This window comes from Kribbella sp. NPDC020701 (assembly GCF_055562215.1).
This window is the reverse complement of sequence record NZ_JBVHFT010000029.1, coordinates 24787-46306: the sequence shown is the minus strand read 5'-3', so window position 1 is coordinate 46306 and position 21520 is coordinate 24787. Positions and strand designations below refer to the sequence as shown.

The 21520-nt window shown below is 68.4% G+C and carries 24 protein-coding genes; 10 read left to right on the top strand and 14 right to left on the bottom strand.

Annotated elements, in window-relative coordinates; genetic code table 11:
• Positions 1 to 12 precede the first annotated feature (12 nt).
• Positions 13 to 1140 carry a serine hydrolase domain-containing protein gene (locus ACZ3HV_RS41470; RefSeq protein WP_465693086.1) on the top strand — a complete coding sequence of 376 codons (1128 nt, stop codon included), beginning with the start codon at positions 13 to 15 and terminating at the stop codon, positions 1138 to 1140.
• A gap of 36 nt (positions 1141 to 1176) precedes the next feature.
• Here ACZ3HV_RS41470 and ACZ3HV_RS41465 read toward each other — a convergent pair whose 3' ends face one another.
• Positions 1177 to 1944 carry a phytanoyl-CoA dioxygenase family protein gene (locus tag ACZ3HV_RS41465; RefSeq protein WP_465693125.1) on the bottom strand — a complete coding sequence of 256 codons (768 nt, stop codon included), beginning with the start codon at positions 1942 to 1944 and terminating at the stop codon, positions 1177 to 1179.
• An 86-nt stretch (positions 1945 to 2030) separates the two neighbouring features.
• On the opposite strand from ACZ3HV_RS41465, the gene ACZ3HV_RS41460 reads away from it, so the two are divergent.
• Positions 2031 to 2777 (top strand): helix-turn-helix domain-containing protein, encoded by a 747-nt coding sequence (locus ACZ3HV_RS41460; RefSeq protein ID WP_360372442.1) that lies wholly within the window; start codon positions 2031 to 2033, stop codon positions 2775 to 2777.
• Between the two features lies 1 nt (position 2778).
• Here ACZ3HV_RS41460 and ACZ3HV_RS41455 read toward each other — a convergent pair whose 3' ends face one another.
• Positions 2779 to 3615 carry a DUF1028 domain-containing protein gene (locus ACZ3HV_RS41455; protein WP_465693084.1) on the bottom strand — a complete coding sequence of 279 codons (837 nt, stop codon included), beginning with the start codon at positions 3613 to 3615 and terminating at the stop codon, positions 2779 to 2781.
• A gap of 126 nt (positions 3616 to 3741) precedes the next feature.
• On the opposite strand from ACZ3HV_RS41455, the gene ACZ3HV_RS41450 reads away from it, so the two are divergent.
• Entirely contained in the window at positions 3742 to 4284 is a 543-nt protein-coding gene (locus ACZ3HV_RS41450) for a hypothetical protein (RefSeq protein ID WP_465693082.1), read from the top strand.
• On the opposite strand, the gene ACZ3HV_RS41445 is transcribed toward ACZ3HV_RS41450, so the two are convergent.
• The gene (locus ACZ3HV_RS41445) at positions 4266 to 5510 is read right to left on the bottom strand and encodes a DUF4142 domain-containing protein (RefSeq protein WP_465693080.1); all 1245 of its coding nucleotides are present in this window, start codon (positions 5508 to 5510) and stop codon (positions 4266 to 4268) included. The two genes, ACZ3HV_RS41450 and ACZ3HV_RS41445, sit on opposite strands and share 19 nt — an antisense overlap.
• A 63-nt stretch (positions 5511 to 5573) precedes the next feature.
• Entirely contained in the window at positions 5574 to 6152 is a 579-nt protein-coding gene (locus ACZ3HV_RS41440; protein ID WP_465693078.1) for a dihydrofolate reductase family protein, read from the bottom strand.
• 129 nt (positions 6153 to 6281) lie between these two features.
• On the opposite strand from ACZ3HV_RS41440, the gene ACZ3HV_RS41435 reads away from it, so the two are divergent.
• Complete coding sequence (locus tag ACZ3HV_RS41435; RefSeq protein ID WP_465693076.1) at positions 6282 to 7286, top strand: DUF5937 family protein; 1005 nt, start codon at positions 6282 to 6284, stop codon at positions 7284 to 7286.
• Positions 7287 to 7293: 7 nt separating this feature from the next.
• Here the strand turns inward: ACZ3HV_RS41435 and ACZ3HV_RS41430 are convergent, their stop codons facing one another.
• Both ACZ3HV_RS41430 and ACZ3HV_RS41425 read right to left on the bottom strand, forming a co-directional pair.
• Positions 7294 to 7950 (bottom strand): DUF998 domain-containing protein, encoded by a 657-nt coding sequence (locus tag ACZ3HV_RS41430; protein ID WP_465693075.1) that lies wholly within the window; start codon positions 7948 to 7950, stop codon positions 7294 to 7296.
• A gap of 72 nt (positions 7951 to 8022) precedes the next feature.
• Positions 8023 to 8958, bottom strand: coding sequence for an NAD-dependent epimerase/dehydratase family protein (locus tag ACZ3HV_RS41425; RefSeq protein WP_465693073.1), 936 nt, complete (start codon positions 8956 to 8958; stop codon positions 8023 to 8025).
• A gap of 161 nt (positions 8959 to 9119) precedes the next feature.
• Between ACZ3HV_RS41425 and ACZ3HV_RS41420 the strand changes: the two genes are divergently transcribed.
• Together ACZ3HV_RS41420 and ACZ3HV_RS41415 are read left to right on the top strand one after the other, a co-directional pair.
• A complete protein-coding gene (locus ACZ3HV_RS41420; RefSeq protein WP_465693071.1) occupies positions 9120 to 10463 on the top strand; it encodes an FAD-binding oxidoreductase in 1344 nt (447 codons plus the stop codon).
• 14 nt (positions 10464 to 10477) lie between these two features.
• Entirely contained in the window at positions 10478 to 11293 is an 816-nt protein-coding gene (locus ACZ3HV_RS41415) for an SDR family NAD(P)-dependent oxidoreductase (protein WP_465693070.1), read from the top strand.
• Positions 11294 to 11302: 9 nt separating this feature from the next.
• On the opposite strand, the gene ACZ3HV_RS41410 is transcribed toward ACZ3HV_RS41415, so the two are convergent.
• Positions 11303 to 11770: a GNAT family N-acetyltransferase gene (locus ACZ3HV_RS41410; RefSeq protein WP_465693068.1), complete on the bottom strand. Its 468-nt coding sequence runs from the start codon at positions 11768 to 11770 to the stop codon at positions 11303 to 11305.
• Positions 11760 to 13139, bottom strand: a complete 1380-nt coding sequence (locus ACZ3HV_RS41405) for an MFS transporter (protein WP_465693066.1) — start codon at positions 13137 to 13139, stop codon at positions 11760 to 11762. Before ACZ3HV_RS41405 ends, ACZ3HV_RS41410 begins: the two co-directional genes overlap by 11 nt.
• A gap of 86 nt (positions 13140 to 13225) precedes the next feature.
• Between ACZ3HV_RS41405 and ACZ3HV_RS41400 the strand changes: the two genes are divergently transcribed.
• The gene (locus ACZ3HV_RS41400) at positions 13226 to 13822 is read left to right on the top strand and encodes a TetR/AcrR family transcriptional regulator (RefSeq protein WP_465693065.1); all 597 of its coding nucleotides are present in this window, start codon (positions 13226 to 13228) and stop codon (positions 13820 to 13822) included.
• Positions 13823 to 13825: 3 nt separating this feature from the next.
• On the opposite strand, the gene ACZ3HV_RS41395 is transcribed toward ACZ3HV_RS41400, so the two are convergent.
• The 6 genes from ACZ3HV_RS41395 to ACZ3HV_RS41370 form a co-directional block, all read right to left on the bottom strand.
• Positions 13826 to 14188: a cupin domain-containing protein gene (locus tag ACZ3HV_RS41395; protein ID WP_465693063.1), complete on the bottom strand. Its 363-nt coding sequence runs from the start codon at positions 14186 to 14188 to the stop codon at positions 13826 to 13828.
• A gap of 51 nt (positions 14189 to 14239) precedes the next feature.
• Positions 14240 to 14743, bottom strand: coding sequence for an MFS transporter (locus tag ACZ3HV_RS41390; protein ID WP_465693061.1), 504 nt, complete (start codon positions 14741 to 14743; stop codon positions 14240 to 14242).
• Positions 14744 to 14753: 10 nt separating this feature from the next.
• Entirely contained in the window at positions 14754 to 15482 is a 729-nt protein-coding gene (locus ACZ3HV_RS41385; protein WP_465693059.1) for an HD domain-containing protein, read from the bottom strand.
• Positions 15479 to 15898 (bottom strand): gamma carbonic anhydrase family protein, encoded by a 420-nt coding sequence (locus tag ACZ3HV_RS41380; RefSeq protein ID WP_465693057.1) that lies wholly within the window; start codon positions 15896 to 15898, stop codon positions 15479 to 15481. The genes ACZ3HV_RS41385 and ACZ3HV_RS41380 overlap by 4 nt, the downstream gene beginning before the upstream one ends.
• Before the next feature lie 112 nt (positions 15899 to 16010).
• Positions 16011 to 16676, bottom strand: a complete 666-nt coding sequence (locus ACZ3HV_RS41375; RefSeq protein WP_465693055.1) for a response regulator — start codon at positions 16674 to 16676, stop codon at positions 16011 to 16013.
• Entirely contained in the window at positions 16673 to 18325 is a 1653-nt protein-coding gene (locus tag ACZ3HV_RS41370; protein WP_465693053.1) for a sensor histidine kinase, read from the bottom strand. Before ACZ3HV_RS41370 ends, ACZ3HV_RS41375 begins: the two co-directional genes overlap by 4 nt.
• 179 nt (positions 18326 to 18504) lie before the next feature.
• Between ACZ3HV_RS41370 and ACZ3HV_RS41365 the strand changes: the two genes are divergently transcribed.
• Genes ACZ3HV_RS41365 through ACZ3HV_RS41355 form a run of 3 tightly spaced genes read left to right on the top strand, consistent with a single transcriptional unit; the run spans position 18505 to position 21520 of the window.
• Positions 18505 to 19497: a Bug family tripartite tricarboxylate transporter substrate binding protein gene (locus tag ACZ3HV_RS41365; protein WP_465693051.1), complete on the top strand. Its 993-nt coding sequence runs from the start codon at positions 18505 to 18507 to the stop codon at positions 19495 to 19497.
• Positions 19494 to 20006, top strand: coding sequence for a tripartite tricarboxylate transporter TctB family protein (locus ACZ3HV_RS41360; protein ID WP_465693049.1), 513 nt, complete (start codon positions 19494 to 19496; stop codon positions 20004 to 20006). Before ACZ3HV_RS41365 ends, ACZ3HV_RS41360 begins: the two co-directional genes overlap by 4 nt.
• Positions 20006 to 21520, top strand: coding sequence for a tripartite tricarboxylate transporter permease (locus ACZ3HV_RS41355; protein ID WP_465693047.1), 1515 nt, complete (start codon positions 20006 to 20008; stop codon positions 21518 to 21520). Before ACZ3HV_RS41360 ends, ACZ3HV_RS41355 begins: the two co-directional genes overlap by 1 nt.

Sequence of the window (21520 nt, the reverse complement as noted above, 5' to 3'; positions counted from 1 at the left end):
GGACGGGAGACCATGGACGGCTGGGTGGACGAGGGGTTCGGCGCTGTCGCAGACACCTTCGCGGAGAACTTCTCCCTGTTTCCCGAGCTCGGTGCCGCGGTCACCGTGTACTTCGATGGTCGCAAAGTGGTGGAGCTCTGGGACGGCGAGGCCGCCCCCGGTCAGCGGTGGGATCGCGAGACCGTGGTACCCGTTTTCTCTTGTGCCAAAGGGCTGGTGAGCCTCGTCGTACACCTGCTGGCGCAGGACGGACGGCTCTCGCTGGATGCGCCGATCGGTTCTTACTGGCCTTCGTTTGTTGCTGGCGGCAAGGAGGCGATCACTTGCCGGATGGTGCTCGGGCATCGGGCCGGGATTCCGGTGCTGGACAAGACGCTGACCTTCGACGAGATTGCGGCCTGGACGCCGGTGGTTGAGGCGATCGAGCAGCAGAAGCCGCTGTGGGAGCCGGGTACGTCGTACGAGTATCACGGGCATGTGTTCGGGTTCGTGCTCGGTGAGGTGGTTCGGCGGATCACCGGGCAGTTGCCGGGTGCGTACTTCCGTTCTGTGGTTGGTGATCCGCTCGGGTTGCGGGTGTGGATCGGGCTGCCTTCCTCTGAGCTGGGTACGCTGGCGCGGCTGACCGAGGCCGAGGGGCGGCCGGCGATGCCGGGGCCGGAGCACCTGCTCACGCGGATCGTGACGATGAACGGGGCGCTGGTGTTCCCGGGTCTCGACGTACCGCACGGCTGGAACGATCCCGCGCTGATGGGGATGGAGTTGCCGGGTGCGGGCGCGGTCGCGTCGGCAACCGGCCTGGCCGGTCTCTACGCAGCCGCCGTCACGGGCATCGAGGGCCGTCCTCGTCTGCTGTCGGAGGAGACCGTTTCCGACGCGGTCCGCGAGGTCTCATCCGGCCAGGGCTTCCTCGGCTTCGACGCCGGCGCCCGCTGGGGCTCCGGCTTCCTGCTGGACTCCGCGAGTTTCCGCCCCCTCCTCGGCCCCCGAAGCTTCGGCAATGACGGCGCCGGCGGCCAGTTCGCCTTCGGCGACGACGAGCACGGCATCGGCTTCGCCTACGTCACCAACCGCATGATCGGCCACGGCGACCCCCGAGCCAACCGCCTGATCACAGCCGTCCGCAACACCCTGACCTAACCAACCAGCGCGCGGAACATCGCCGCGCCGCGACCTTCAGTTGGTGCCGGTGACGTCGAGGATGAAGTGTTGGGCGGGGGTTAGGCGGTTGTAGGTTTCGACTCGGAGGTAGGTCTGCTGGTCGAGTTGTTGCGCTAGGTGGCGCAGCGCGAAGTAGGAGTGCATGGCCCTGCGTGGCTTGTCGGTGCGGTTCTGGGTGCCGCCGTGCCAGAGGTGGCTGTTGAAGACCACGACTGTTCCGGCCTTGCCGGTTAGTTGGATCTGGTCGGGGTGCTCGTCGCCCGGGTTGGCCATCTCGTCGCCGGGCATGGTTCCGCGGCGGTGGGAGCCGGGTACGACGCGTGTCGCGCCGTTCTCCGGTGTGAAGTCGTCGAGCAGCCAAATCGAGTTGCACACCTCGTACTCGCCGGGCTCGACAGGGTGGCCGGAGTCGGCGTGCAGGGCCTGGTGACCCTGACCCGGAAGTGCCGCGCGGCTGTTGAGGGACGACAACTTGAACTCGCCGAGCACATGTTTCATCGCGGCCAGGACGCGCGGATGGCTGAAGCACACCTCGAACTTCGGGTCCTTGTTGACCAGGTCGGCGAGCCGGTCGGTGCCCTGCTCCTGATGCACTTCCAGGCCCGCCCGGTCGCCCTCGGCGACGGTGAGCTCCGCCATCCGCTTGTTGAGCCCGGACACCTCCTCCGGCGTGAGGATTCCCTCCAGCGGCAGGAATCCGTCGCGGTCGAGCTGGTCCTTCTCGTCCTGCGTGAGTACGTCGTCAGTCACGCCGAGATCGCCGAGTGCGGCCGCCATGTCCATCACAAGCGCTCCTTTACAGGTTGCACGAATCGATGTCAGCATCGATCGGACCTGCCCGGGAAACAATGCAGAAGGCGACTGCGGTTATGCATAAATCGCTTCGACTGCTCGGCGCCGGCGTACACACCGCCGGGCCGGGCAAGGACTATCCGTTGCACGCGCACACGTCGTGGGAGCTGGTCTACTACGTGCGCGGACGGATCACCTGCCCGGTCGGCGACGAGACGTACGCCGCCACGCCGGGGACGGTACTGCTGACGCCACCCCGGACCTGGCACGCCGAGCTCAGCCGCACCGGCTACGCCAACCGCTTCCTGCAAGTCGACGCCGCCGCCGGCTGGCCCTGGCCGCGCGTCTGCTTCGACGACGGCGACCGCAGCCTCGGCCGGGTCTTCGACGCAATCGTCCGCGAGAACGCACAGCCCGGCCACGACAGCGACCAGTTGAGTTCGCTACTGCTCGGCGAACTCGACGTCCTGCTCCGCCGCGCCGCGGCGGCCGAGCCAGTCACCTCGGCCGAACAACTCGTCGCACAAGCCGAGCGGATCTTCGAGGAACGCTTCGCCACCAGGATCCGGATCGCCACGGTCGCCGCCGAGCTCGGCATCTCGCCGTCCGGGCTGCGCGCGTACTTCACGCGACTGCGCGGCACGAGCCCGCGTACGGCGCTGCAGAACGTACGACTGCGGCACGCGCTAGGCCACATCCGCAACTCCACACTGCCGCTCCAGGCAATCGCCGAGCTCACCGGCTACGACTCGGTCAGCCACCTCAGCCGCCACATCAAGACCGCAACCGGCTCACCCCCAGGCGCCCTGCGCACCCCAGAATGAGTCAGGAGGCTGCCTGGTGGCGGAGTTGCTCGAGGATCACTGGGTCGAGTTTGCCGGGCACCAGGCGCTCCTCGAAGTTCTCAGTACTCGCCCACGTGTCGAGCGCCTCGACCAACCCGGCCCCGGTGGGATAGCCGAGCGTTTCCAGGCGGGCGGCCACCTCAACGGCCAGCGCCCCTTCCAATGGGACCAAGCTCGCCGGATCCGGCTTGCCGAAGTACAACTCGTGGAGGTCCAGCAGGCGGCCCAGTTCGTCGATGGGCGTCCGATGGTCGTCGACGCGCAGGTCGATGGCGATGTCGAGCACACCGCCGTACGCGGCTCCTTCGCGCCACACGCGGAGCGCCGCGCTCTGCCGGCCGCGGCGGTCTCCGCCTGCCTGGTCGCCGGCCGCCAGCGCCGCCACCAGTCGCCGCTCGAATGCCTCACCGGCGCGCTCCTTCCAGGCATCGGCCATGGCCGCCACCACCTGCGGGCCCGCCAAGATGTTGCCCTGGATCGCGAAGCCGTCACCGGCCTGGCCGCCGGCCCAGTCCAGGCAGGACCCGCCCGTGAAGGTGGCGCCTCGGCCCTGGGTGTCGACCATGCCGACCTGGCGGTGCTCGCGCTCGTCGTCGGCGTCTGTCAGCTGGGCCACCGCCTGATCAGCGGAGAGACCGTTGGCCAGCAGATCGAGACCCTGTGGCCCGTACGAGAGGTTCGCCATGGCCTGGGTGGCGACCGCACCCGCGCCGGCGCGTCCCCAGGGCACCACCGCGCCTACCGCCAGAAACTTCGATGCGACCGCGATCCCCGAGGAGCCGGAGTCCGGGTCGAACGCCACGATCGAAAAGGTCATCGCACTCTCCAGCCAGCCGGATCGGATCAGCGCAGCTCACGCGCTCAGGCGCGAGGCGGCCGCCAAGCAGTGTAAATCGCCAAGCCCGGATCACAGGGACCAACGGAGTTCGGGAAGATTGAGCCCATGAACGAGGACAGGGAACATGCGGACCTCATGGAGGCCGAAGCCGAAGCCGAGGCGGAAGCCATCCGGCAGGAGGCCCAGGACGCCGTCGCCGACCCGGCTGCGCAGGACGAATCGATCCGTCAGTCCAACCTGATCTACGGCGGACTGGCGGCCGCCGGCCTCGTGGTGGTGCAGCCGTTCCTGACCGAGGACTCGCTCGATCTGTCGGCGAAGATCTGCGTCGTCGCGTTCGCCGTCTCGATACCCTTGCTCGCCGCGCTCCTGGTGCTGAACCGGCAGGAGGCGTTTCGTCATCGGACGAGCACCTCACGGTTCGTCGGGCTGGCCAAGGCGGTCGCGCAGGGCTCGGCGTTCGCCGGCCTGACGGCGGCCTTCTGGCACATCTCCCTGGTGGCGGGGATCGTGTTCCTGGCCGTGGGATTCGTCGCGGTCGGCGTGCACTCCTCGGGATACGTGCACCTGGAGTACGACTCGAAGTTCCGCTCGAGGTTCCGTTCCCACAAGGGGGCGCAGGCCACCGGTCAGGATGGGACGCCGTAGAGCACCAGGTTGTGGGTGTAGCGGTGTGCGGAGTGGTTGTACGAGCCGATGCAGGTGACCAGCGCCAACCGCGGCTTCGAAGCACCGCGGAACAGGTCAGCCGGTAGCTTTTCCTGCAGGTAGATCCGGCGAGCCACGATGCGGTACCGATGCACGCGGCCATCCCCGGCTGTCACTACAACCTTGGTGCCGACGGGTACGTCCCACAACGCGGCGAACACCCCGCGCCCGCTCCGGGCGGTGTCCACATGCCCGACGAGGAGCACGGTGCCACCGGCCGAGCCCGGCGCCGCACCAGCCGCCCACCAGCCCACGTCGGCCGACGACTTCGGCACCTGCAATTGACCGTCGGTGCCGGCCGCGACCGGATTCACCGGGGCGTCCACGAAGCCGGGCACCGCCAGCCGGGTCGGCGGAATAGCGGCTTCCGGATCCGTCACCGCAGCACCGGCCTCCGGAACGTTACCGGCATCACCGAGCGGCCCTCCGAACACCAGAGCGACTCCTAGCGCCAACGCTGAAAGGCCGACGAGGCGTCGCCGCGCTCGGGCTGCCTTGCCGGCGAGCAGAAGTACGCCGAGGACGAACAGAACCAACCCGATCTGCGAGCGGATCCGCTGGACGTCCGCCATCTGGCCGCCGTCGCCAGTCGGCACTGTCGGGGTGTCGGTTCCGACGTGGCAGGTGGGTTCCACCATGTCCAGATGCATCTGGATCACGGTCTGGGCACCTTTGGCCACTGACTTGACGGCGGGCTGGGTGCCGTTCGCCAACTCGCCTTTGATCAGCGTCAGGTACTGCTGGTGCGCCTGCCGCTGCAACGCCAGCCAGGCGGAGTCGTACCCAGAGGTCCCGGCTTTGTCCGCAACGGCTTTGAGCTGCTCACGCTGTGCCTGCGAGGGAATAGGGACCAGCCCGACGCCGAGTTGGCTGGCGGCCTCTAGCTCCTGCGCGGCCAGCTTGCGATGGTCACGTTCGAGCTGGGCGCCCACCTGCTTCACGCACGAACTCCGACCATGGGTCTTGGCATCCAGGCCGGCCTGGATGATCGTCAGATTGAGCTGGTGGGCGGCGTTGAGGTAGGTGACATCTTCCTGTGTTGCGGCCGCGTAGCCCGGCTGCGCCGTTCCCAGCACCCCCGCCACGACGAGAAGCAGGAACGCCGACAGCCGGGCAATCGCCCACTGCCGGGAAGAAGCCGTCCCCATGTCCTGCCGCCGAGGCACCCCGACCTCCCCTCGAGTGTCAATCGTCGTACCGATGACACTAAGGACCGTTGCGGCGTACGACTAGTCCGTGTTCTTGGAGACGCGGTACCGCAGGTGGGTGGCGGCTCCCGCGACAGGCTTTCCCTCCGGGATCAGCTCGGCCTGCTCCCCGAAGAACAGCCGCGTGCCCTCCCCCATCAGCCGGGGGACGATATGGATCCACACCTCGTCGAGCAGGCCCGCCCTGAGCAGGCTCCGGGCAACCTCCGCGCCCAGCACCACCACGTCCTTGTCCCCCGCGGCTTCCTTGGCACGCCGGGCCGCGGACTCCAGCCCGTCGAAGGCGAACGTACCGCCGTTGTCGCCGAGGAGGTCCTCCCTGATCCGGTGGGTGACCACGAAACTCGGTACGCCGGGCCACGGGGTGCCGCCCCACGGTTTCAGGCCGAGCTCGAAGGTATGCCGTCCGACGATGGTGGCCCCCACCGACGCGTCCAGCTCCCGGCGGACGCCGGCGTCGACCTCGCCGTTCGGCCCCGTCCCGGCAACCCAGTCGTGCAGCCCTTCACCGCCGTCCCCCATCGGCTCGTCCGGCCGGACGTTCGGTCCGGCCGAGAATCCATCCAGAGACACAGATACGTCCAGCACTACCTTGCTCATCACGGGGTTCCTTTCGCTGCATCGGGCGGCCGTCCGGCCCTGTCGTGAGTAGGTCGGAGCCGGCTGAACCGGCTTGACCTGACTCTGGCCGGGGCGCCGAGGGGCGGCGATACTTTTAGCCTGAGCTAAATGTGCGGCGAGGAGGCTCGCGTGATCGAGTGGCGGCTGCGACCCGAGGACGTGGCCCGGATCAGGTTCGCGTTCTCGCCGCTGATGGAGCTGGTCTTCAGTACGGTCGCGCTCCGTGCACCGGGTGAACACTCATTGCACCTGCCCTGGGTGCGCGCAACCCGGCCGTCGGTCGCCGATCTCGACCTGACCGAGGTGTTCGCGCTCGCGCCGGTCCGCGGATTCATCGCCGACTTCATCTCGTTCACGCCGACCGAGCCACAGCCCGACATCGTCAGCGAGCTCGACAAGATCCGGCGTACGGACGCGCAGCGAGTCCTGACCGATATCGCCGAAGAAGTGCCGAACATGCCCTCAGCGGTCGCCGAGCGGATCCGTGCGGACCCCGAGGCCGCCATCATCCGCATCGTCGACGTGCTCCGGGCGTACTGGGAAGTGGCGCTGGCCGAGCATTGGCCCCGGATTAGGCGCCTTCTCGAGGCCGACGTGCTGTGGCGGTCCCAACGACTTGCCACCGGCGGCCTGCAAGCGTTGTTCGACGATTTGCACGAGACCGTCACCCTCGACGGGGATCGTTTGCTCGTCGCGGAGCCCTTCGACTGGACCGGCGAGCTGTCGGGCAGCGGGCTGACCCTGGTGCCGTACGCGATGGGATGGCCGTGGGTCCGCACGATGACCGGTCGCGTGAAACCAGGGTTCCCCCATGCCCGGTACCAGCCGATGATCGCGTACCCCGTCCGCGGCATCGCCACCTTGTGGGAAGCCACCCCACCGCCTCCGCCCGACGCGCTGGCGGCGCTGATCGGCCGTACTCGCGCCAGCATCCTCACCAGCCTCGCCGAGCCCGCCACCACCACCGCCCTCGCCCGCCGGATGCGACTCACCCCAGGGGCGATCAGCCAACACCTCTCGGTCCTGAACGCGAGCGGCCTGGTCTCCCGGACCCGAGTCGCAGGAACAGTCCTCTACCGCCGAACCCCCCGAGGTGACGTCCTGACCGAATAGCTCGGGATCACGCCGTACCGCGTTTGTTGGTGCAGATGATGGTCAGCCAGGTCCAGGCGAGGGTGACCGCCAGGTCGAAGGCGATGATGGTGGGGCGAGAACCGGCGCCCGCGCTGAGGCCGGCGAACGCTGCGAAGAACAGGATGCCGGTGATCGTCGAGAAGCGGCTGAGGGCTTGGTTGCCGATGCTGCGGTAGTGGGCGGCGACGACCAGGCACGCGGCGATCAGGCCGCTGAATCCAATGCTTCCGGCAACGAAGTGACCCATGCCGCGGGTGCTGATCTCGGCGTAGTCGGCCGGCGTACCGACGGGGAAGCCTGCCGCCGGGTCGGCGGGGAAGATCGCCGCGAGCAGAAGCCCGACTCCGTACGCCGTGACCAGCCGAGGCGCCCAGATCCGGCCGCGGCCTGTGAGGGTACGGCGTAGTCCGACGGCAGCTGCGATGGACAACAGTCCGCTGACGACGAAGTTCGTGGTCTGGATCCAGCCCGGCCCGCCGTTCGCGAGCAGGCTGGCCGGGTGGCGGGTGATGTCGAATCCGTCGCGGGTGAACGCCTGCCCGAGCCACACCGCGACGTACAGGGGCCCGGCAACGACGCCGGCGGTCAGCAAAGCACGAGTGGAAACGCCGGCGGCAGGGATCGTCACGTCGTTGGTAGTCATGATGCGGTCCTTCCAGGGGTTGAGTGCTCCATCACCCCTGCGTCGATCACCCCCACCCAAAATCGACAGGTGTCATTTGGCTAGTTCGGCTTTGAAGCCTTGGCGCCAGGTGGGGTAGCGGAGGTTCCAGCCGAGTTCTCGTTTGGCTTTGGCGTTGGAGAAGCCGCGGCCGGCGGTCATCACCGTGACTGCGACTTCTCCTGCCAGCGGCCGGGCCAGCCAGACAGGGACCCGCATCGGGCGCTTCGCCCCGGCGACCGACGCCAGGTACGGCAGCCATTCCGACGCCGGTGCCGGTTCGTCGTCGACGATGTCGAAGACGCCCTTCGCCTGCTGCTCCACCGCGAGGACCGTCGCGCTCGCCGCGTCATCCAGATGGATCCACGAGCAGCGGCCGGCGCCGCTCCCGACCACCGGGAACTGCCGCTTCCGCACCGGCTCGACCAGATCATCCATCGCCCCAGGCCCGTAGAACCACCCGTACCGCAGAACCGCCCCGCCGGCCTTGACGACCACATCCTCGACGTAACGCAGAGCGGCCATCCCGGGCTCAGCCGGCGTACCCGTCATCGGATCCACCGGGTCCTGCTCGGTCTTGATCCAGTCGCCCGTACGGATCCCGTTCCAGGCGCCGTACCCCTGCGCGACGAAGTTCGCCACCCCGTACGCCGACGCAGCAGCCAGCAGGTTGTCCGTGCCCTCGGTGCGCAGCCGGTTGGTGCCGGCGAACCACCGATCCATGTGCTTCATGTCGGGCTTGCCCGCGTGCCCGACAGCAATCGCGGTCATCTGGTGCACGATCGCGTCCGGCTGCGCCTTGCCCACGGCCGCGTCGACCGACGCCGCATCCAGGCCGTCCATCACCACCCCCTCGGCCCCCAACTGCTCCACCAACCCCACCTTGGCCGAGCTCGTCGTCGTTGCCGTCACCTCATGCCCCCGGGCCACCAACTGCGGCACCAACCGCCGTCCCAGAACTCCGGTTCCACCAGCCACGAACACGCGCATACCGATCACCTCTCCGATCTCGTCGTCACCCCTCAGACACGCGGTCCGGTCGTCGTGTGACATCGAGCCGTATGGCGCAGGTCACGAAACCGCGCTGTCACAGGAACCGCGGGTCCGGCATCTCGTGTTCGTTCACCGGCATCCCCTGTGGAAGGAACACCATGTCTTCAGCACTCGAGAACCTTCGCCGCGACTTCGGCGGCGACATCATCGAACCCGGCGCGGCGGAGTACGAGGCGGCCAGCCGCTCGGTTCTGGCATTCGGTACGCCGGCTTATGTACTGCGCCCCACGAGCGTCGCCGACGTCCGAGCGGCCGTCGCGTTCGCCGCCGACAGCGGACTCCCGCTGTCCGTGCGAGGCGGCGGCCACGCCTTCCAAGGATTCAGTACGAACGACGGCGGCGTGGTCATCGATCTCGGTCAACTCGCAGACATTCTGATTGTTGACAAAGATCGCCACCTCGTCCGGATCGGCGGCGGCGCCACCTGGGGGCAGGTCACCGCCGCCCTCGCCCCGCACGGCCTGGCGATCTCCTCGGGCGACACCCGGAGCGTCGGCGTCGGCGGGCTGACGTTGTCCGGCGGCATCGGCTGGAAGGTCCGCAAGTACGGCCTGGCGCTGGACAACCTGGTCGCCGCGGAGGTCGTCACCGCCGACGGAGACGTCGTACGCGCGGGTGCCGGCGAGAACCCGGAGTTGTTCTGGGCGCTTCGCGGTGGCGGCGGCAACTTCGGGATCGTGACCGCGTTCGAGTTCGCGGCCCACCCGACGACCGACGTCTTCTTCGGCAAGGTCAGGTTCCCGGCGGCGGAGGCATCGACCGTACTCCAGGGCTGGGCGGAGTACTTCCGGACCGCGCCCGAGGAACTCACCTCGATCGCGGCCCTCGCCAACCCCTTCGCCGGCGGCCACGAAGCGCCGGTCGAGATCCACGTCGCGTTCGACGGCGATGACGCGGTACTCGCAGGCCAGGCGATCGACCCGATTCGCCGGCTCGGCACCGTGATCGACGACGACATCGCACTGAAGCCGTACGCGGACATCCTCGTGGATGGCATGATCCCGCCGCCCGGCATCCAGCTCGTCACCCGAAACGCCTTTGCCGACAGGGAATCCGTCCCCGACGTCCTTCGGATTCTGACCGAGATCGCGACGTCGGAACGGTCACCGGTCATCGCCATCCGCAGCATCGGCGGCGCGGTGTCACGAGTCGCTGACGACGCCACGGCGTACGCGCATCGTCAGGCGGAGTTGATGTTCGCGATCACCGCCATCGGCCCGGAGCCCGTGATCGCGGCCGGTCGGCCAGGCCTGGAGGCGATCTGGACGAGGCTCGCGCCACACGTCAACGGCGCGTACGCGAACTTCCTGTCCACTGCGACCGAGGAGGACGTGGCGGCGATCTATCCGGCGGAGACCTATCAGCGGCTGGCTGCGGTCAAGCGTCAGTACGACCCCGGCAACTTGTTCGCCCTCAACCACAACGTCCGGCCCGCGGCCTAGAACGGAGAAATATCGTGAGCAAGGTTTGGTTCGTCACCGGTTCGTCGCGCGGCCTGGGCCGGAGCTTCGTCGAGGCCGCCCTGTCCCGCGGCGATCGGGTGGCCGCCACCGCCCGGACCACCGAACGCCTCGACGAGTTGGTTGCGACGTACGGCGACGCCGTACTGCCACTCGCGTTGGACGTGACCGACAAGGCCGCGGTCTTCGACAGCGTGAAGCAGGCCAACGACTACTTCGGCCGGCTCGACGTGATCGTGAACAACGCGGGGTACGGCCTGTCCGGTGCGGTCGAGGAGCTGACCGAGCAAGATCTGCGCGACCAGTTGGAGACCAACTTCTTCGGTCCGGTGTGGGTCGTCCAGGCCGCGCTCCCCTACCTGTGCGCGCAGGGGAGCGGTCACCTCATCCAGATCTCGTCGGTCGCCGGCCTCACCGGGTTCCCGACCGGCGGCGCCTACTGCGCGTCCAAGTGGGCCCTCGAAGGACTGAGCGAGTCCTTGGCCCAGGAGGTCGCCGGGTTCGGCGTCAAGGTCACCGTCGTCGAGCCCGGCGGCTACGCAACCGAAGGCGCCACCGGCGCTGTCCTCGCCGGCCCTGACCCCCGGTACGACGGTCTCCGCGAGGCCTTCATGGAATACGCGAAGACCCTGGACTACGGTGACCCGGCTGCCGCCGGCCGCGCCCTCCTGACCCTGGCCGACACCGACAACCCACCACTACGAGTCTTCTTCGGCTCCCAAGGCCTGCCCATCGTCCAACAGGCCTACACCGACCGCCTGAAGACCTGGTCCGACTGGCAAGACCTGGCGCTGGAGGCCCACGGCGTCTGACCCCGTGAGTTAGTCGGCCAGCTGGTCCGCGTAGATGTCCGGGGACCAGCTGGCTGTGGTCTTGGTGGTGAGGGTGGCGCCCAGACGGTCGTAGAAGCGGTAGCCGGACTGGTTTTCGAGGCGTAGGCCCCAGCTGATCACCAGGCGGTCCGGGAGGGCGTGCCGGGCCAGGTCGAGCATGAGCTGGCGGCCGACGCCGGCGTCGCGGAACTGTTCGCGGACGTAGAGGTCATCCAACGCCAGCTGGTCTCCGCCGACCCACAGGTACGGGCGCCGAAGGGACGAGACGTATCCGGCAGGCGTCCCGTCGACGACGGCGATCAGGACAATCACGTCGTCGCGGCCGAGGAAGCCTCGCCAGTCGTCGACGGTCGCCGTCACGTACGCGAGCTGATCCTGATACGCCGCCAACTCCTGCAGCATGGTCAGCACAGTCTCGGCATCCGCGGGCCGAGCACGGCGGATCTCAGTGGGCATGGACCACTCCTGTCGAAGGCTTGAAGACGGGTACGACGACCAGCGCGAGGACGGCCGCAACACCGGCAGTGATCGCGGCAAACGTGAACCCCCGAGTGAACCCAGTGCTGACCGTCCCGGCCAAACTCGCCGCCGCAACACTCGAGACCACAGCAACGCCCAACGACGCACCGAACTCATGGAACGTCGACAGGAGCCCCGACGCCAGCCCAGCCTCCCGATGATCGACCTGCGCGAACGTCGTCGTCGACGCCGCAACAAAGGCGGCACCGAGCCCGACCGTGCCGACAGTCATCCCGATCACGACCCCGGCAGCACCCTCCCAGAGAGCGGGGACAGCCATCCCCACCGCAGAGATCACGAACCCGATCAAGGCGACGACACGAGCGCCGACATGCCCCACGATCTGCCCGGCCACCTGAGCCCCGACGATCGCGGCGAGCGCGACCGGCAGGAACAACAGTCCGGTACGGAGTGCGCCGTACCCCTTGAAGTGCTGCAGATAGAACGACCCGAGGAAGAACGTCGCGATCATCAACGCGGTCGCGACCAGGATCATGAAGATGCCTGCGGCAACCGGCCGGCGGGTCAGGATCCGCAGGTCCATGAGCGGTGACCGGACGCTCCTTTGCACGAGCGCGAACACGCCGTACACAACGATTGCGCCGGCCAGGGTTCCAAGCGTCGCGGCCGAAAGCCAGCCTCGGTCACCTGCGTTGATCAGCGCGTAGATCGCCGTACCCGTGCCGGCCGTGACCAACAGAGCACCCGGTAGGTCGAGCCGCCCGAGATCCTCGCCCGGACGATCGACCGGCAGCATCCGGAGCAGCATCACGAAGACGATCACGCCGATCGGCACGTTCACGTAGAACACCCATTGCCAGCCCGGGCCGGCCGTGAGCAGACCACCGAGCAGTACGCCGATCGCCGAGCCGCCACCTCCCATCGCCGACCAGATGCCGAGCGCCTTGTTCCGCTCCTCGGCGTCGAAGATCTTGGTCACCACCGAGAGCGCGGCCGGCGACAGCATCGCGGCCCCGATGCCTTGCGCGACGCGGCCGGCGAGCAGCAACTCCGGGCCATTCGCCAAGCCGGTCGCCAGCGAAGCCAGGGTGAACACTGTCAGGCCGGTCAGCACGACCCGGCGGGAGCCGAACAGGTCGGAGGCCCGGCCGCCGAGCAGCATCAGGCCGCCGAACATCAGCGTGTACGCGCTGACCACCCAGGTCAGCGTCTCGCGCCGTAGCCCGAGGTCGGTCTCGATGTTCGGCAGCGCGATCGCCACCACGGTCACATCCAGGATCAGCATGAACTGCGCGACGGCGAGCAGCCCCAGCAGTCGCCACCGCTGAGGGTTTCGTTCTTCCATGGTCGAATCCTTAAGTCGAACACTGCTGTTCAAGTTATCTCGGGTACCATAACTCGTACACCAGTGTTCGACAAGAGGAGGGCCGGATGGCCGCGACGACTGCCAAGGCCGGCAAGCGGGCGGACGCGCAGCGCAACATCGCGGCGATCCTGGATGCCGCGACGGAGTGCCTGAGCCGCGATCCGGCCGCGAGTACGAGCGAGATCGCGAAAGCGGCCGGCGTCGGACGGGTCACGCTCTACGGTCATTTCCCGTCCCGGGCCGAGCTCGTCGACGCGGTGTTCGTGCACGCCATCGAGGGCGGCGAGGACACGCTTGGTCAGGTCGATCTGAGCGGTGATCCGCGGGACGCGCTGGCCCGGCTGATCGAGTCCAGCTGGCATCTGGTCGACCGGTACCGGTCACTCCTGCTCGCAGCCCAGGACACGCTCCCCCCAGGCAGGGTGCAAGAGCTGCACGCCGATCCGATGGCGCGCGTGGAGCGGCTGCTCGAGCGTGGCCGGAAGGACGGAGCGTTCCGGACCGACCTGCCCACCTCGTGGCTGGTCAGCGTGATGCACAACGTGATGCACGGCGCCGCCGGCGAGATCCACGCCGGACGCCTCACCCCCGACAAGGCCGCCGGCTACATCACCGCGACCCTGCTGGCCGCCTTCGCCCCACCGGGTGAGCCGGTGAGATAGCGGCTACTCCAGCCAGATGGTTTCGAACGTCGGGTTGGCGTGGATGTGAACGGCTTCGTAGCCGCCCGGGCCGGTCCGGAACTTGTGCGGGGTGTCGGCGGGGACGACGAGGATCTGGCCGGCCTTGCCGACGATCTCCTCGGTGCCGACGGTGAACGTCGCCGTACCGCGCCGGATGATGAAGGTCTCGGCGTAAGGATGTTTGTGCAGCCGGGGGCCGACGCCCTCCTGCGTGGTGGACTCGAGGATCAGCGAGACGCCCGCACCACCCGGGAGCTCGGTGTAGTTCTCGGTCCACTCCTCGCCGTCGTCCCGCCCGTCGGCCCGATTGATCACCGCGGCGCCGGAGTTCGCGATCTCGGTCATGAGCACCCTCCCTCGGTCTGCTTGTCACCGTAGCCTCGCAAAGGGTCCCTTTCACATTCCTTTCAGTCGCCCGGCGATCGGGGCGAGGACGGCGACGACGACAGCCAGTACGGCGACGCTACCCAGCGCGACCGGCAACGACCACGCCGAGGACGCCGCGCCGACCGCGGGTGGACCGAGCAGGAATCCCAGGTAGGCAATCGTCGTCACCGTCGAGATCGCTCCCGCCCGCCGGTCCGGACCGGCCCAGGCACCGGCCATCCCGATGATCGTTGGCGCGCAGACCGACGTACCGAGGCCGGCTACGCCGATCCCGACCAGCGCGAGTACGGCGTTGCCCGCTACGGCGGCGCACAGCGATCCCGCGGCGGCGATGGCGCCTCCAGTCACCAGAAGCTGGACGGGCCGGAGCCGTTTCAGCAGCACGTTGCCGGCGATCCGTCCGATGGCGGCCGCGGCGGCGAACACGGCCTCGGCGCGGATCGCGGGCAGGATCGCGCCCCATGCTCCCCAGAACAGTCCGAACGCGCCGAATCCAGCGAGTGGTCTGAGCATGCGCTCAACCCTAGGAGCCGTTGCGGTCCAGAGGGTTGTGATTCATAGGCAGGCGCATACCTAGGCGCCAGAGGAGGGCCGCTCGCGAGTTGGGGCGTTCGGCGGCTTCGCGGCGCATGGCGGTCGCGAAGCAGGCGGGGAACCCATTGCGCGGGTATCTGGCGACGATCTCGCCGATTGTCTGCCGGTTGAGGTCGCCTGCTCGGGTGCCGGCGACGTCGAGGTGGGCGCCGGCCAGCAGCAAGCGGGCCTCGGGTCCACCGCTGGGCCGGACGTTCATGTGCAGCGCGATCGCTGTGGCGACCTCGTCGGCGTACGACGGGTCCGCGCCGAGTGACGTCAGCGTCGTACGGGCGACTTTGCCACCGTGGACCGCGAAACACCCGACCGATTCGTCCGGTCGGAAGCGGTCGGTCAGCGCGAGGTCGTGCATTAGTGCGCTGATGTAGAGGAGTTCTCCGTCGGGTGTGACGCCGTCGCGCGCGCCGAGCAGGTCGCCCCACAACCACGTCCGCACGCAGTGGCCGAGCAGGGGTTCCGGGTACGACGATGTGGCCAGCTCAAGCACGTCACGGCTCAGCGGGGTGTCGGGCGGCTCGCGGTCTGTCAGGAGAGCCGGCGTACGCGGACCGCTCGTCAGGTGCGCCCGAACCAGGCTGGGTAGGCCGGTCAGCTGGGTCAGGACCGCCTGCCTCGCGAAGTGCAGTTTGGCCCGCCGATCGAGCTCTCCGGGTTTCATCCGACTTGTTCGACCGATGCCGCGTGGCGTTCGGCCAGGTTGTGGTAGACGGCGGCGTTGTGGTCGACGAAGAGCTTGGCGGTGCCGTCGAGCGGGACGACCTTCTTGGCCGGGCTGCCCATGGCGACCGATTCCGGCGGAATTACCGTGCCGGGCGTCACGGTCGAGCCCGCCGCGACCAGCGAGCGCTTCCCGACCACCGCGCCGTCGAGCACGACCGCACCGTTCCCGACCAGGGCTTGCTCGCCGATCGTGCAGTCGTGAACGAGGCACTGGTGCCCGACGGTCGCGTTCGGCCCGATCTCGCACCCGTTGTGCCCGACGTGGATCACGGTGTTGTCCTGGATGTTCGCGCCCGCCCGGATCGTGATCGTGCCGAGGTCAGCCCGGATCACCGCGCCGTACCAAATAGACACCCCCGCCTCCACCACCACATCCCCCACCAACGTGGCAGTAGGCGCAACCCACGCCTCCGGGTGCACCTTAGGACTCTTCCCCTCAAACGAAAACAGCGGCATACCCCGCACCCTAACCGCGCCAGTGGTAGCGGCGTTCGGGGCGACCGGTGGTGCCGTAGCGGAGGGCTACTGAGGCTTGGCCCCGGGTGCAGAAGAACTCGAGGTAACGGCGGGCGCTGACGCGGGAGATGCCGACCTTTTCGGCGCACTCGGCGGCGGAGAGGTTGCGTTCGGCCGTACGGAGGGCCGCGGCCACCAGGTCCGCGGTCTCCTGGCTCAGACCCTTCGGCAATCGGCTCACCGAAGACCGAGCCGGGGCGAGCACGCGGTCCACGTCGGCCTGGCTGGTGACCTGATCCGGGACGCTCGCCCGCCGTCGCGCGTACTCCTGCAGCCGCGACCGCAGATCCTCGAAACCAAAGGGCTTCAGCAGGTAGTTCACCACCCCTTGCCGGACAGCACCCCGTACGGCGTCGGCCTCACGCGCGGCCGTGATCACCAGGATGTCGCAGTCCGGCTGCTCGGCCCGCATCCGCGCGATCAGGTCGAGCCCGAACACATCCGGCAGATAGAGATCCAGCAGCACCAGATCCGGTCGCAGCTCCCGCATCGCATCCAGCGCCTGCGACCCGGAGTTCGCCGTACCGACGACCTCGAAGCCGTCCACCCGCTCGACGAAACCGCGATGGATCCGCGCGACCATGAAGTCGTCGTCGACCACCAGGACCGTAATCATCGGGCTCCTTCGGGCAGGCGCTGGACGGACATCCGGGCGACGAACGCGGCGCCGCCGTCCTCGAGGTTGGTGACCGCGACCTCCCCGCCACGCCGGCGACAGACCAGGCGGGTCATCGCCAGCCCGATCCCGCGTTCGCCCTCGGCCGCGGCTTTGGTGGTGAACCCGTGCGCGAACACCTCCTGCGCGAGCTCGGGCGCGACACCGGGACCGGAGTCGCGGACCACGATCTCGACACTGCTGGCGTCCTGCCGCAGTTCGACCTCGACCCACGCCGGCGACAGCGGCGTCCCCGACTGTGCGGCGGCATCGATCGCGTTGTCGACCAGGTTGCCGACCACAGTCGCGACATCGGCGGACAACGATGGGTCGAGCCGGAGCAGCGTCGTACGTTCGGACACGCGGAGCTCGACGCGACGTTCGGCCGCGACCGAGGACTTCGCCATCAGCAGGGCGGCGACCGCGGTGTCGTGGACCCGCCGGGTCACGGTCAGGTCGAGCGACTCACGGTAGCGGTTGAGCGCGCCGACGTACGTGACGACCTCGTCGTACTCCCCGATCTGGATCAGCCCGGAGATCGTGTGCAACTGGTTCGCGAACTCATGGGTCTGGGCCCGCAGCAACTCGGCCGAACTGCGGAACGACCCCAGCTCCCGCTCCAGCTGCGCCAACTCGGTCCGATCCCGCAAGGTGGTCACCGAGCCGAGCGACCGCCCGTCCTTCAGCACGTCCATCCGGTTCATCACCAGCACTCGGCCACGCCGTACGACGACAGCGTCGCGCGCATCGTCATCCCCAGCCAGCACGTCTCGCAGCCGGCCCTCGATCCCCAGCTCCCGCAGGCTCTTGCCGACCGCGTTCTCGGGCAGGTCGAGCAGCCGCCGGCCCACGTCATTCACCAATGTGACGCGCAGGTGGGGATCGAGGGCGACCACACCTTCGGCCAGCCCGTACAGCATCGCCTCGCGGTGCTCGGCCAGCCCGGCGATCTCGCGCGGCTCGAGTCCGAGCGTCTGCCGCTTGATCCGGCGAGCGAGCAACCACGACCCGAGCAGCCCGAGTACGCACGCGATGCCGAGATAGATCGCCAGGTACGACGATGCGCCGCGAAGCCGCTGCCAGACCGACGGAGCCCGCTCCCCGACCATCACGGTGCCGATGTGGCGACCGAGCGACCCGTCCGGCCGACCGTCCGCGTCGCGACCGTCACTCAGCACCGGGACCTGCGAGACCAGCTCCTTGGAACCGTCCACCTGCAGCTCACCGGACCAGCCGCGGCCGTCCGCGACGCGCGGATCGCCGAGCATGAGAGCGCTCCCGATCAGGGTCGGATTGGTTGCCGCGATCACCCGGCCACCGGCGTCCGCGACCGTGATCGAGGTGACGCCGGACTGGGTCAGGCTGGTTTGGAGCAAAGGTGCGAGCATCTCCGCGGGCGCCGGTTTCCGGATGCCGAACCGCAGCGTCTGGTTACCGGACAGCTGCTCGGCCAGCGCGGTCACCCGGCGACCCTCGACCCGGTTGAAGGTGGCGGCGGACTGGGCGAGCGAGACCGCGGCGACGGCGACCAGCACCACCACCACGATCGCCAGCTGCAGCACCAGCAGCTGGCCGGCCAAGGTCGGCCGCCTACCCAGTCTCAACGCCATGCCGCATGATCACCGCTCGAAAGCTCCAGGGCCACAGTTCAACCGGAATCGTCCCATGACCACAATGAACTCAACCTCCGCTGCGGCCACAATGCAGACGACCCACTCGAGACGGGGCCACGATCGTCGCCACCTGAACCCCCGTCTCCGAAAGGACTCCGCCGATGAGGTCTAGGCCGATGCTCTTGGTCACCACGGCGATACTCGCCCTGGTGAGTACGACCGCCTGCGGCGCGACCGCGGACAAGAAGGACTCCGCCGACGCCGGCAACGGCAAGCCGGCCACCGGACTGCGACTGATGGTGCCGAACACGGCCGGCGGCGGGTACGACACCACCGCCCGGGTCGCCGCGAAGGTGATGGAGGACGCCAAGATCGCGACCGGCGTACAGGTCTTCAACCTGCCAGGCGCCGGCGGCACGGTCGGCCTGCAGCGGACCGTGAACGAGAAGGGCAACGGCAAGCTCGCCCTGCAGATGGGCCTCGGCGTGGTCGGGGCGACGTACACCTCGAAGTCGAAGGCGACGCTCACCCAGACCACCCCGCTGGCCAAGCTGATCGAGGAGGCCGGCGCGATCGTCGTACCGAAGAACTCGCCGTACAAGACGATCGGCGATCTGGTCACCGCCTGGAAGGCGAACCCGAAGGGGCTCGCGGTCGGCGGCGGCTCGTCGCCCGGCGGCCCGGACCACCTGCTGCCGATGCAGCTCGCGCAGGCGGTCGGCATCAACCCGAAGGACGTCAACTTCGTCTCGTACGACGGCGGCGGCGAACTGCTGCCCGCGTTGCTCGGCAGCAAGATCGCCTTCGGGGCCAGCGGCTTCGGCGAGTTCCTGGACCAGGTGCAGAGCGGTCAGGTCCGCGTTCTCGCGGTGACCAGCGAGAAGCCGGTCGAGGCGCTGAAGGATGTGCCGACGCTCAAGTCGTCCGGGATCGACCTGGTGTTCACCAACTGGCGCGGGATCGTCGCGCCGCCGGAGATCAGCGCCGAGGACAAGTTGGTCTGGATCGACGCGCTGACCAAGATGCACGACTCGGCGGAGTGGAAGGCCGAGCTGACCAAGCACGGCTGGACCGACGCGTTCGTCACCGGCGACGAGTTCGGCACCTTCCTGACCGACCAGGACAAGGCGGTCGCGGACATCCTGACCAAGTTGGGGTTGGCGGCATGACCACCGCCGAGCCTCAGATCGAGACTCGGCGGGATCGGGCGCAGTACGGAGTGTGTGCATTCCTGGCGGTCGTCGGTGTTCTGGTGATCACCGACGCCGCCCGGCTCCGGCACATTGCCAACAGCAACGACCCGATCGGGCCGAAGCCGCTCCCGATGGTGCTCGGCGCGCTCCTGGTGCTGATCGCGATCCTGTACGCCGTCGACGTCGCCCGCGGTGGAACCGGGGAGGCCGAAGGCGGTGAGGACATCGACGTGACCTCGCCGGTGGACTGGCGCACTGTGCTGCTGCTGATCGGCGCGTTCGTCGTGAACCTGGCGCTGATCGAGCCGCTGGGCTGGGTGATCAGCGGAGGCCTGCTGTTCTGGGGTTCGGCATTCGCTCTCGGTAGCCGGCACCACATCCGCAACCTGTTCATCGCCGCCGCGTTGTCGTTGACGACGTTCTACGCGTTCGCGATCGGGCTCGGCGTGAACCTCCCGGCCGGCGTACTGCAAGGGATCCTGTGATGGACAACCTGACGAACTTGCTGACCGGGTTCGGCGACGTACTGACCCCGCTCAACCTCCTGCTCGCACTGCTCGGTGTCACGGTCGGTACGGCGGTCGGCGTACTACCCGGCATCGGTCCGGCGATGACGGTCGCGCTGCTGCTGCCGGTCACCTACGGCCTGGAGCCGGTGCAGGCGTTCATCATGTTCGCCGGCATCTTCTACGGCGGCATGTACGGCGGCTCGACGACCTCGATCCTGCTGAACACACCGGGCGAGTCCTCGTCCGTGGTGACGGCGATCGAAGGCAACAAGATGGCCCGGGCCGGCCGAGCCGCCCAGGCACTGGCGACGGCCGCGATCGGATCCTTCGTGGCCGGCACGATCGGGACCGTGCTGCTGGTGCTCGTAGCGCCGCAGGTGGTGAAGTTCGCGATCAGCCTTGGCGCGCCGGACTACCTGGCGATCATGCTGCTCGCGTTCGCCGGCGCGACGTCCGTCCTCGGCTCCTCCCGGATCCGCGGTTTCGCTGCGCTGCTGCTCGGGCTGGTGATCGGCCTGGTCGGGATCGACAAGGTGACCGGCCAGGAACGACTCACCTTCGGAATCCCCCAGCTTGCCGACGGCATCGATGTCGTCGTGGTTGCCGTCGGCATCTTCGCGGTCGGCGAGGCGCTCTGGGTGGCCGCGCACCTGCGCCGCAACCCGGGCACGGTGATCCCGGTCGGGCGGCCGTGGATGGGGCGTTCGGACTGGCGTCGTTCGTGGAAGCCGTGGCTGCGCGGGACGGCGTACGGGTTCCCGATCGGGGCACTGCCGGCCGGTGGGGCGGAGATTCCGACGTTCCTGTCCTACGCGACGGAGAAGAAGCTCTCCAAGCACCCGGAGGAGTTCGGGCACGGTGCGATCGAGGGCGTGGCCGGGCCGGAGGCCGCCAACAACGCGTCGGCCGCGGGGACCTTGGTGCCGATGCTGGCGCTCGGGCTGCCGACCAACGCGACTGCGGCGGTGATGCTCGCCGCGTTCACGTCGTACGGGATCCAGCCCGGTCCCCTGCTGTTCCAGCGCGAGCCGAAGCTGGTCTGGGCGCTGATCGCCAGCCTGTTCATCGGCAACCTGATGCTCCTCCTGCTCAACCTGCCGCTCGCGCCGGCCTGGGCGAAACTCCTGCAGATCCCCCGTCCTTACCTGTACGCCGGGATCATCTTCTTCGCCTCGATGGGCGCGTACGCCGTCAACGCGCAGCCGCTCGATCTCCTGCTGCTCCTGCTGCTGGGCTTGCTCGGTTTCGCGATGCGCCGCTTCGGCCTGCCGGTGCTCCCACTGATCATCGGCGTCATCCTCGGACCGATCGCCGAACGCCAGGCCCGGATGTCCCTGCAACTATCGAACGGCGACGCCTCCGGCCTGATCGGCGGCCCCATCGCCTACGTCATCTACGCCGTCATCCTGGCCATGCTCGCCTGGCCGCTGATCAACCGGCTCCGCCGGAAAAACACGACGAAAGATGTCGTATATACCGCTGGACAGTAG

Coding starts and splice junctions, on each gene's coding strand:
- ACZ3HV_RS41430 (WP_465693075.1), bottom strand. CDS start 7,950: ATGACTACCAACGACGTGACGATCCCTGCCGCCGGCGTTTCCACTCGT.
- ACZ3HV_RS41365 (WP_465693051.1), top strand. CDS start 18,505: ATGCTCTTGGTCACCACGGCGATACTCGCCCTGGTGAGTACGACCGCC.
- ACZ3HV_RS41440 (WP_465693078.1), bottom strand. CDS start 6,152: ATGAGCAAGGTAGTGCTGGACGTATCTGTGTCTCTGGATGGATTCTCG.
- ACZ3HV_RS41405 (WP_465693066.1), bottom strand. CDS start 13,139: ATGGAAGAACGAAACCCTCAGCGGTGGCGACTGCTGGGGCTGCTCGCC.
- ACZ3HV_RS41420 (WP_465693071.1), top strand. CDS start 9,120: ATGTCTTCAGCACTCGAGAACCTTCGCCGCGACTTCGGCGGCGACATC.
- ACZ3HV_RS41355 (WP_465693047.1), top strand. CDS start 20,006: ATGGACAACCTGACGAACTTGCTGACCGGGTTCGGCGACGTACTGACC.
- ACZ3HV_RS41465 (WP_465693125.1), bottom strand. CDS start 1,944: ATGGACATGGCGGCCGCACTCGGCGATCTCGGCGTGACTGACGACGTA.
- ACZ3HV_RS41460 (WP_360372442.1), top strand. CDS start 2,031: ATGCATAAATCGCTTCGACTGCTCGGCGCCGGCGTACACACCGCCGGG.
- ACZ3HV_RS41450 (WP_465693082.1), top strand. CDS start 3,742: ATGAACGAGGACAGGGAACATGCGGACCTCATGGAGGCCGAAGCCGAA.
- ACZ3HV_RS41375 (WP_465693055.1), bottom strand. CDS start 16,676: ATGATTACGGTCCTGGTGGTCGACGACGACTTCATGGTCGCGCGGATC.
- ACZ3HV_RS41470 (WP_465693086.1), top strand. CDS start 13: ATGGACGGCTGGGTGGACGAGGGGTTCGGCGCTGTCGCAGACACCTTC.
- ACZ3HV_RS41385 (WP_465693059.1), bottom strand. CDS start 15,482: ATGAAACCCGGAGAGCTCGATCGGCGGGCCAAACTGCACTTCGCGAGG.
- ACZ3HV_RS41390 (WP_465693061.1), bottom strand. CDS start 14,743: ATGCTCAGACCACTCGCTGGATTCGGCGCGTTCGGACTGTTCTGGGGA.
- ACZ3HV_RS41435 (WP_465693076.1), top strand. CDS start 6,282: ATGTGCGGCGAGGAGGCTCGCGTGATCGAGTGGCGGCTGCGACCCGAG.
- ACZ3HV_RS41370 (WP_465693053.1), bottom strand. CDS start 18,325: ATGGCGTTGAGACTGGGTAGGCGGCCGACCTTGGCCGGCCAGCTGCTG.
- ACZ3HV_RS41400 (WP_465693065.1), top strand. CDS start 13,226: ATGGCCGCGACGACTGCCAAGGCCGGCAAGCGGGCGGACGCGCAGCGC.
- ACZ3HV_RS41360 (WP_465693049.1), top strand. CDS start 19,494: ATGACCACCGCCGAGCCTCAGATCGAGACTCGGCGGGATCGGGCGCAG.
- ACZ3HV_RS41410 (WP_465693068.1), bottom strand. CDS start 11,770: ATGCCCACTGAGATCCGCCGTGCTCGGCCCGCGGATGCCGAGACTGTG.
- ACZ3HV_RS41425 (WP_465693073.1), bottom strand. CDS start 8,958: ATGCGCGTGTTCGTGGCTGGTGGAACCGGAGTTCTGGGACGGCGGTTG.
- ACZ3HV_RS41395 (WP_465693063.1), bottom strand. CDS start 14,188: ATGACCGAGATCGCGAACTCCGGCGCCGCGGTGATCAATCGGGCCGAC.
- ACZ3HV_RS41455 (WP_465693084.1), bottom strand. CDS start 3,615: ATGACCTTTTCGATCGTGGCGTTCGACCCGGACTCCGGCTCCTCGGGG.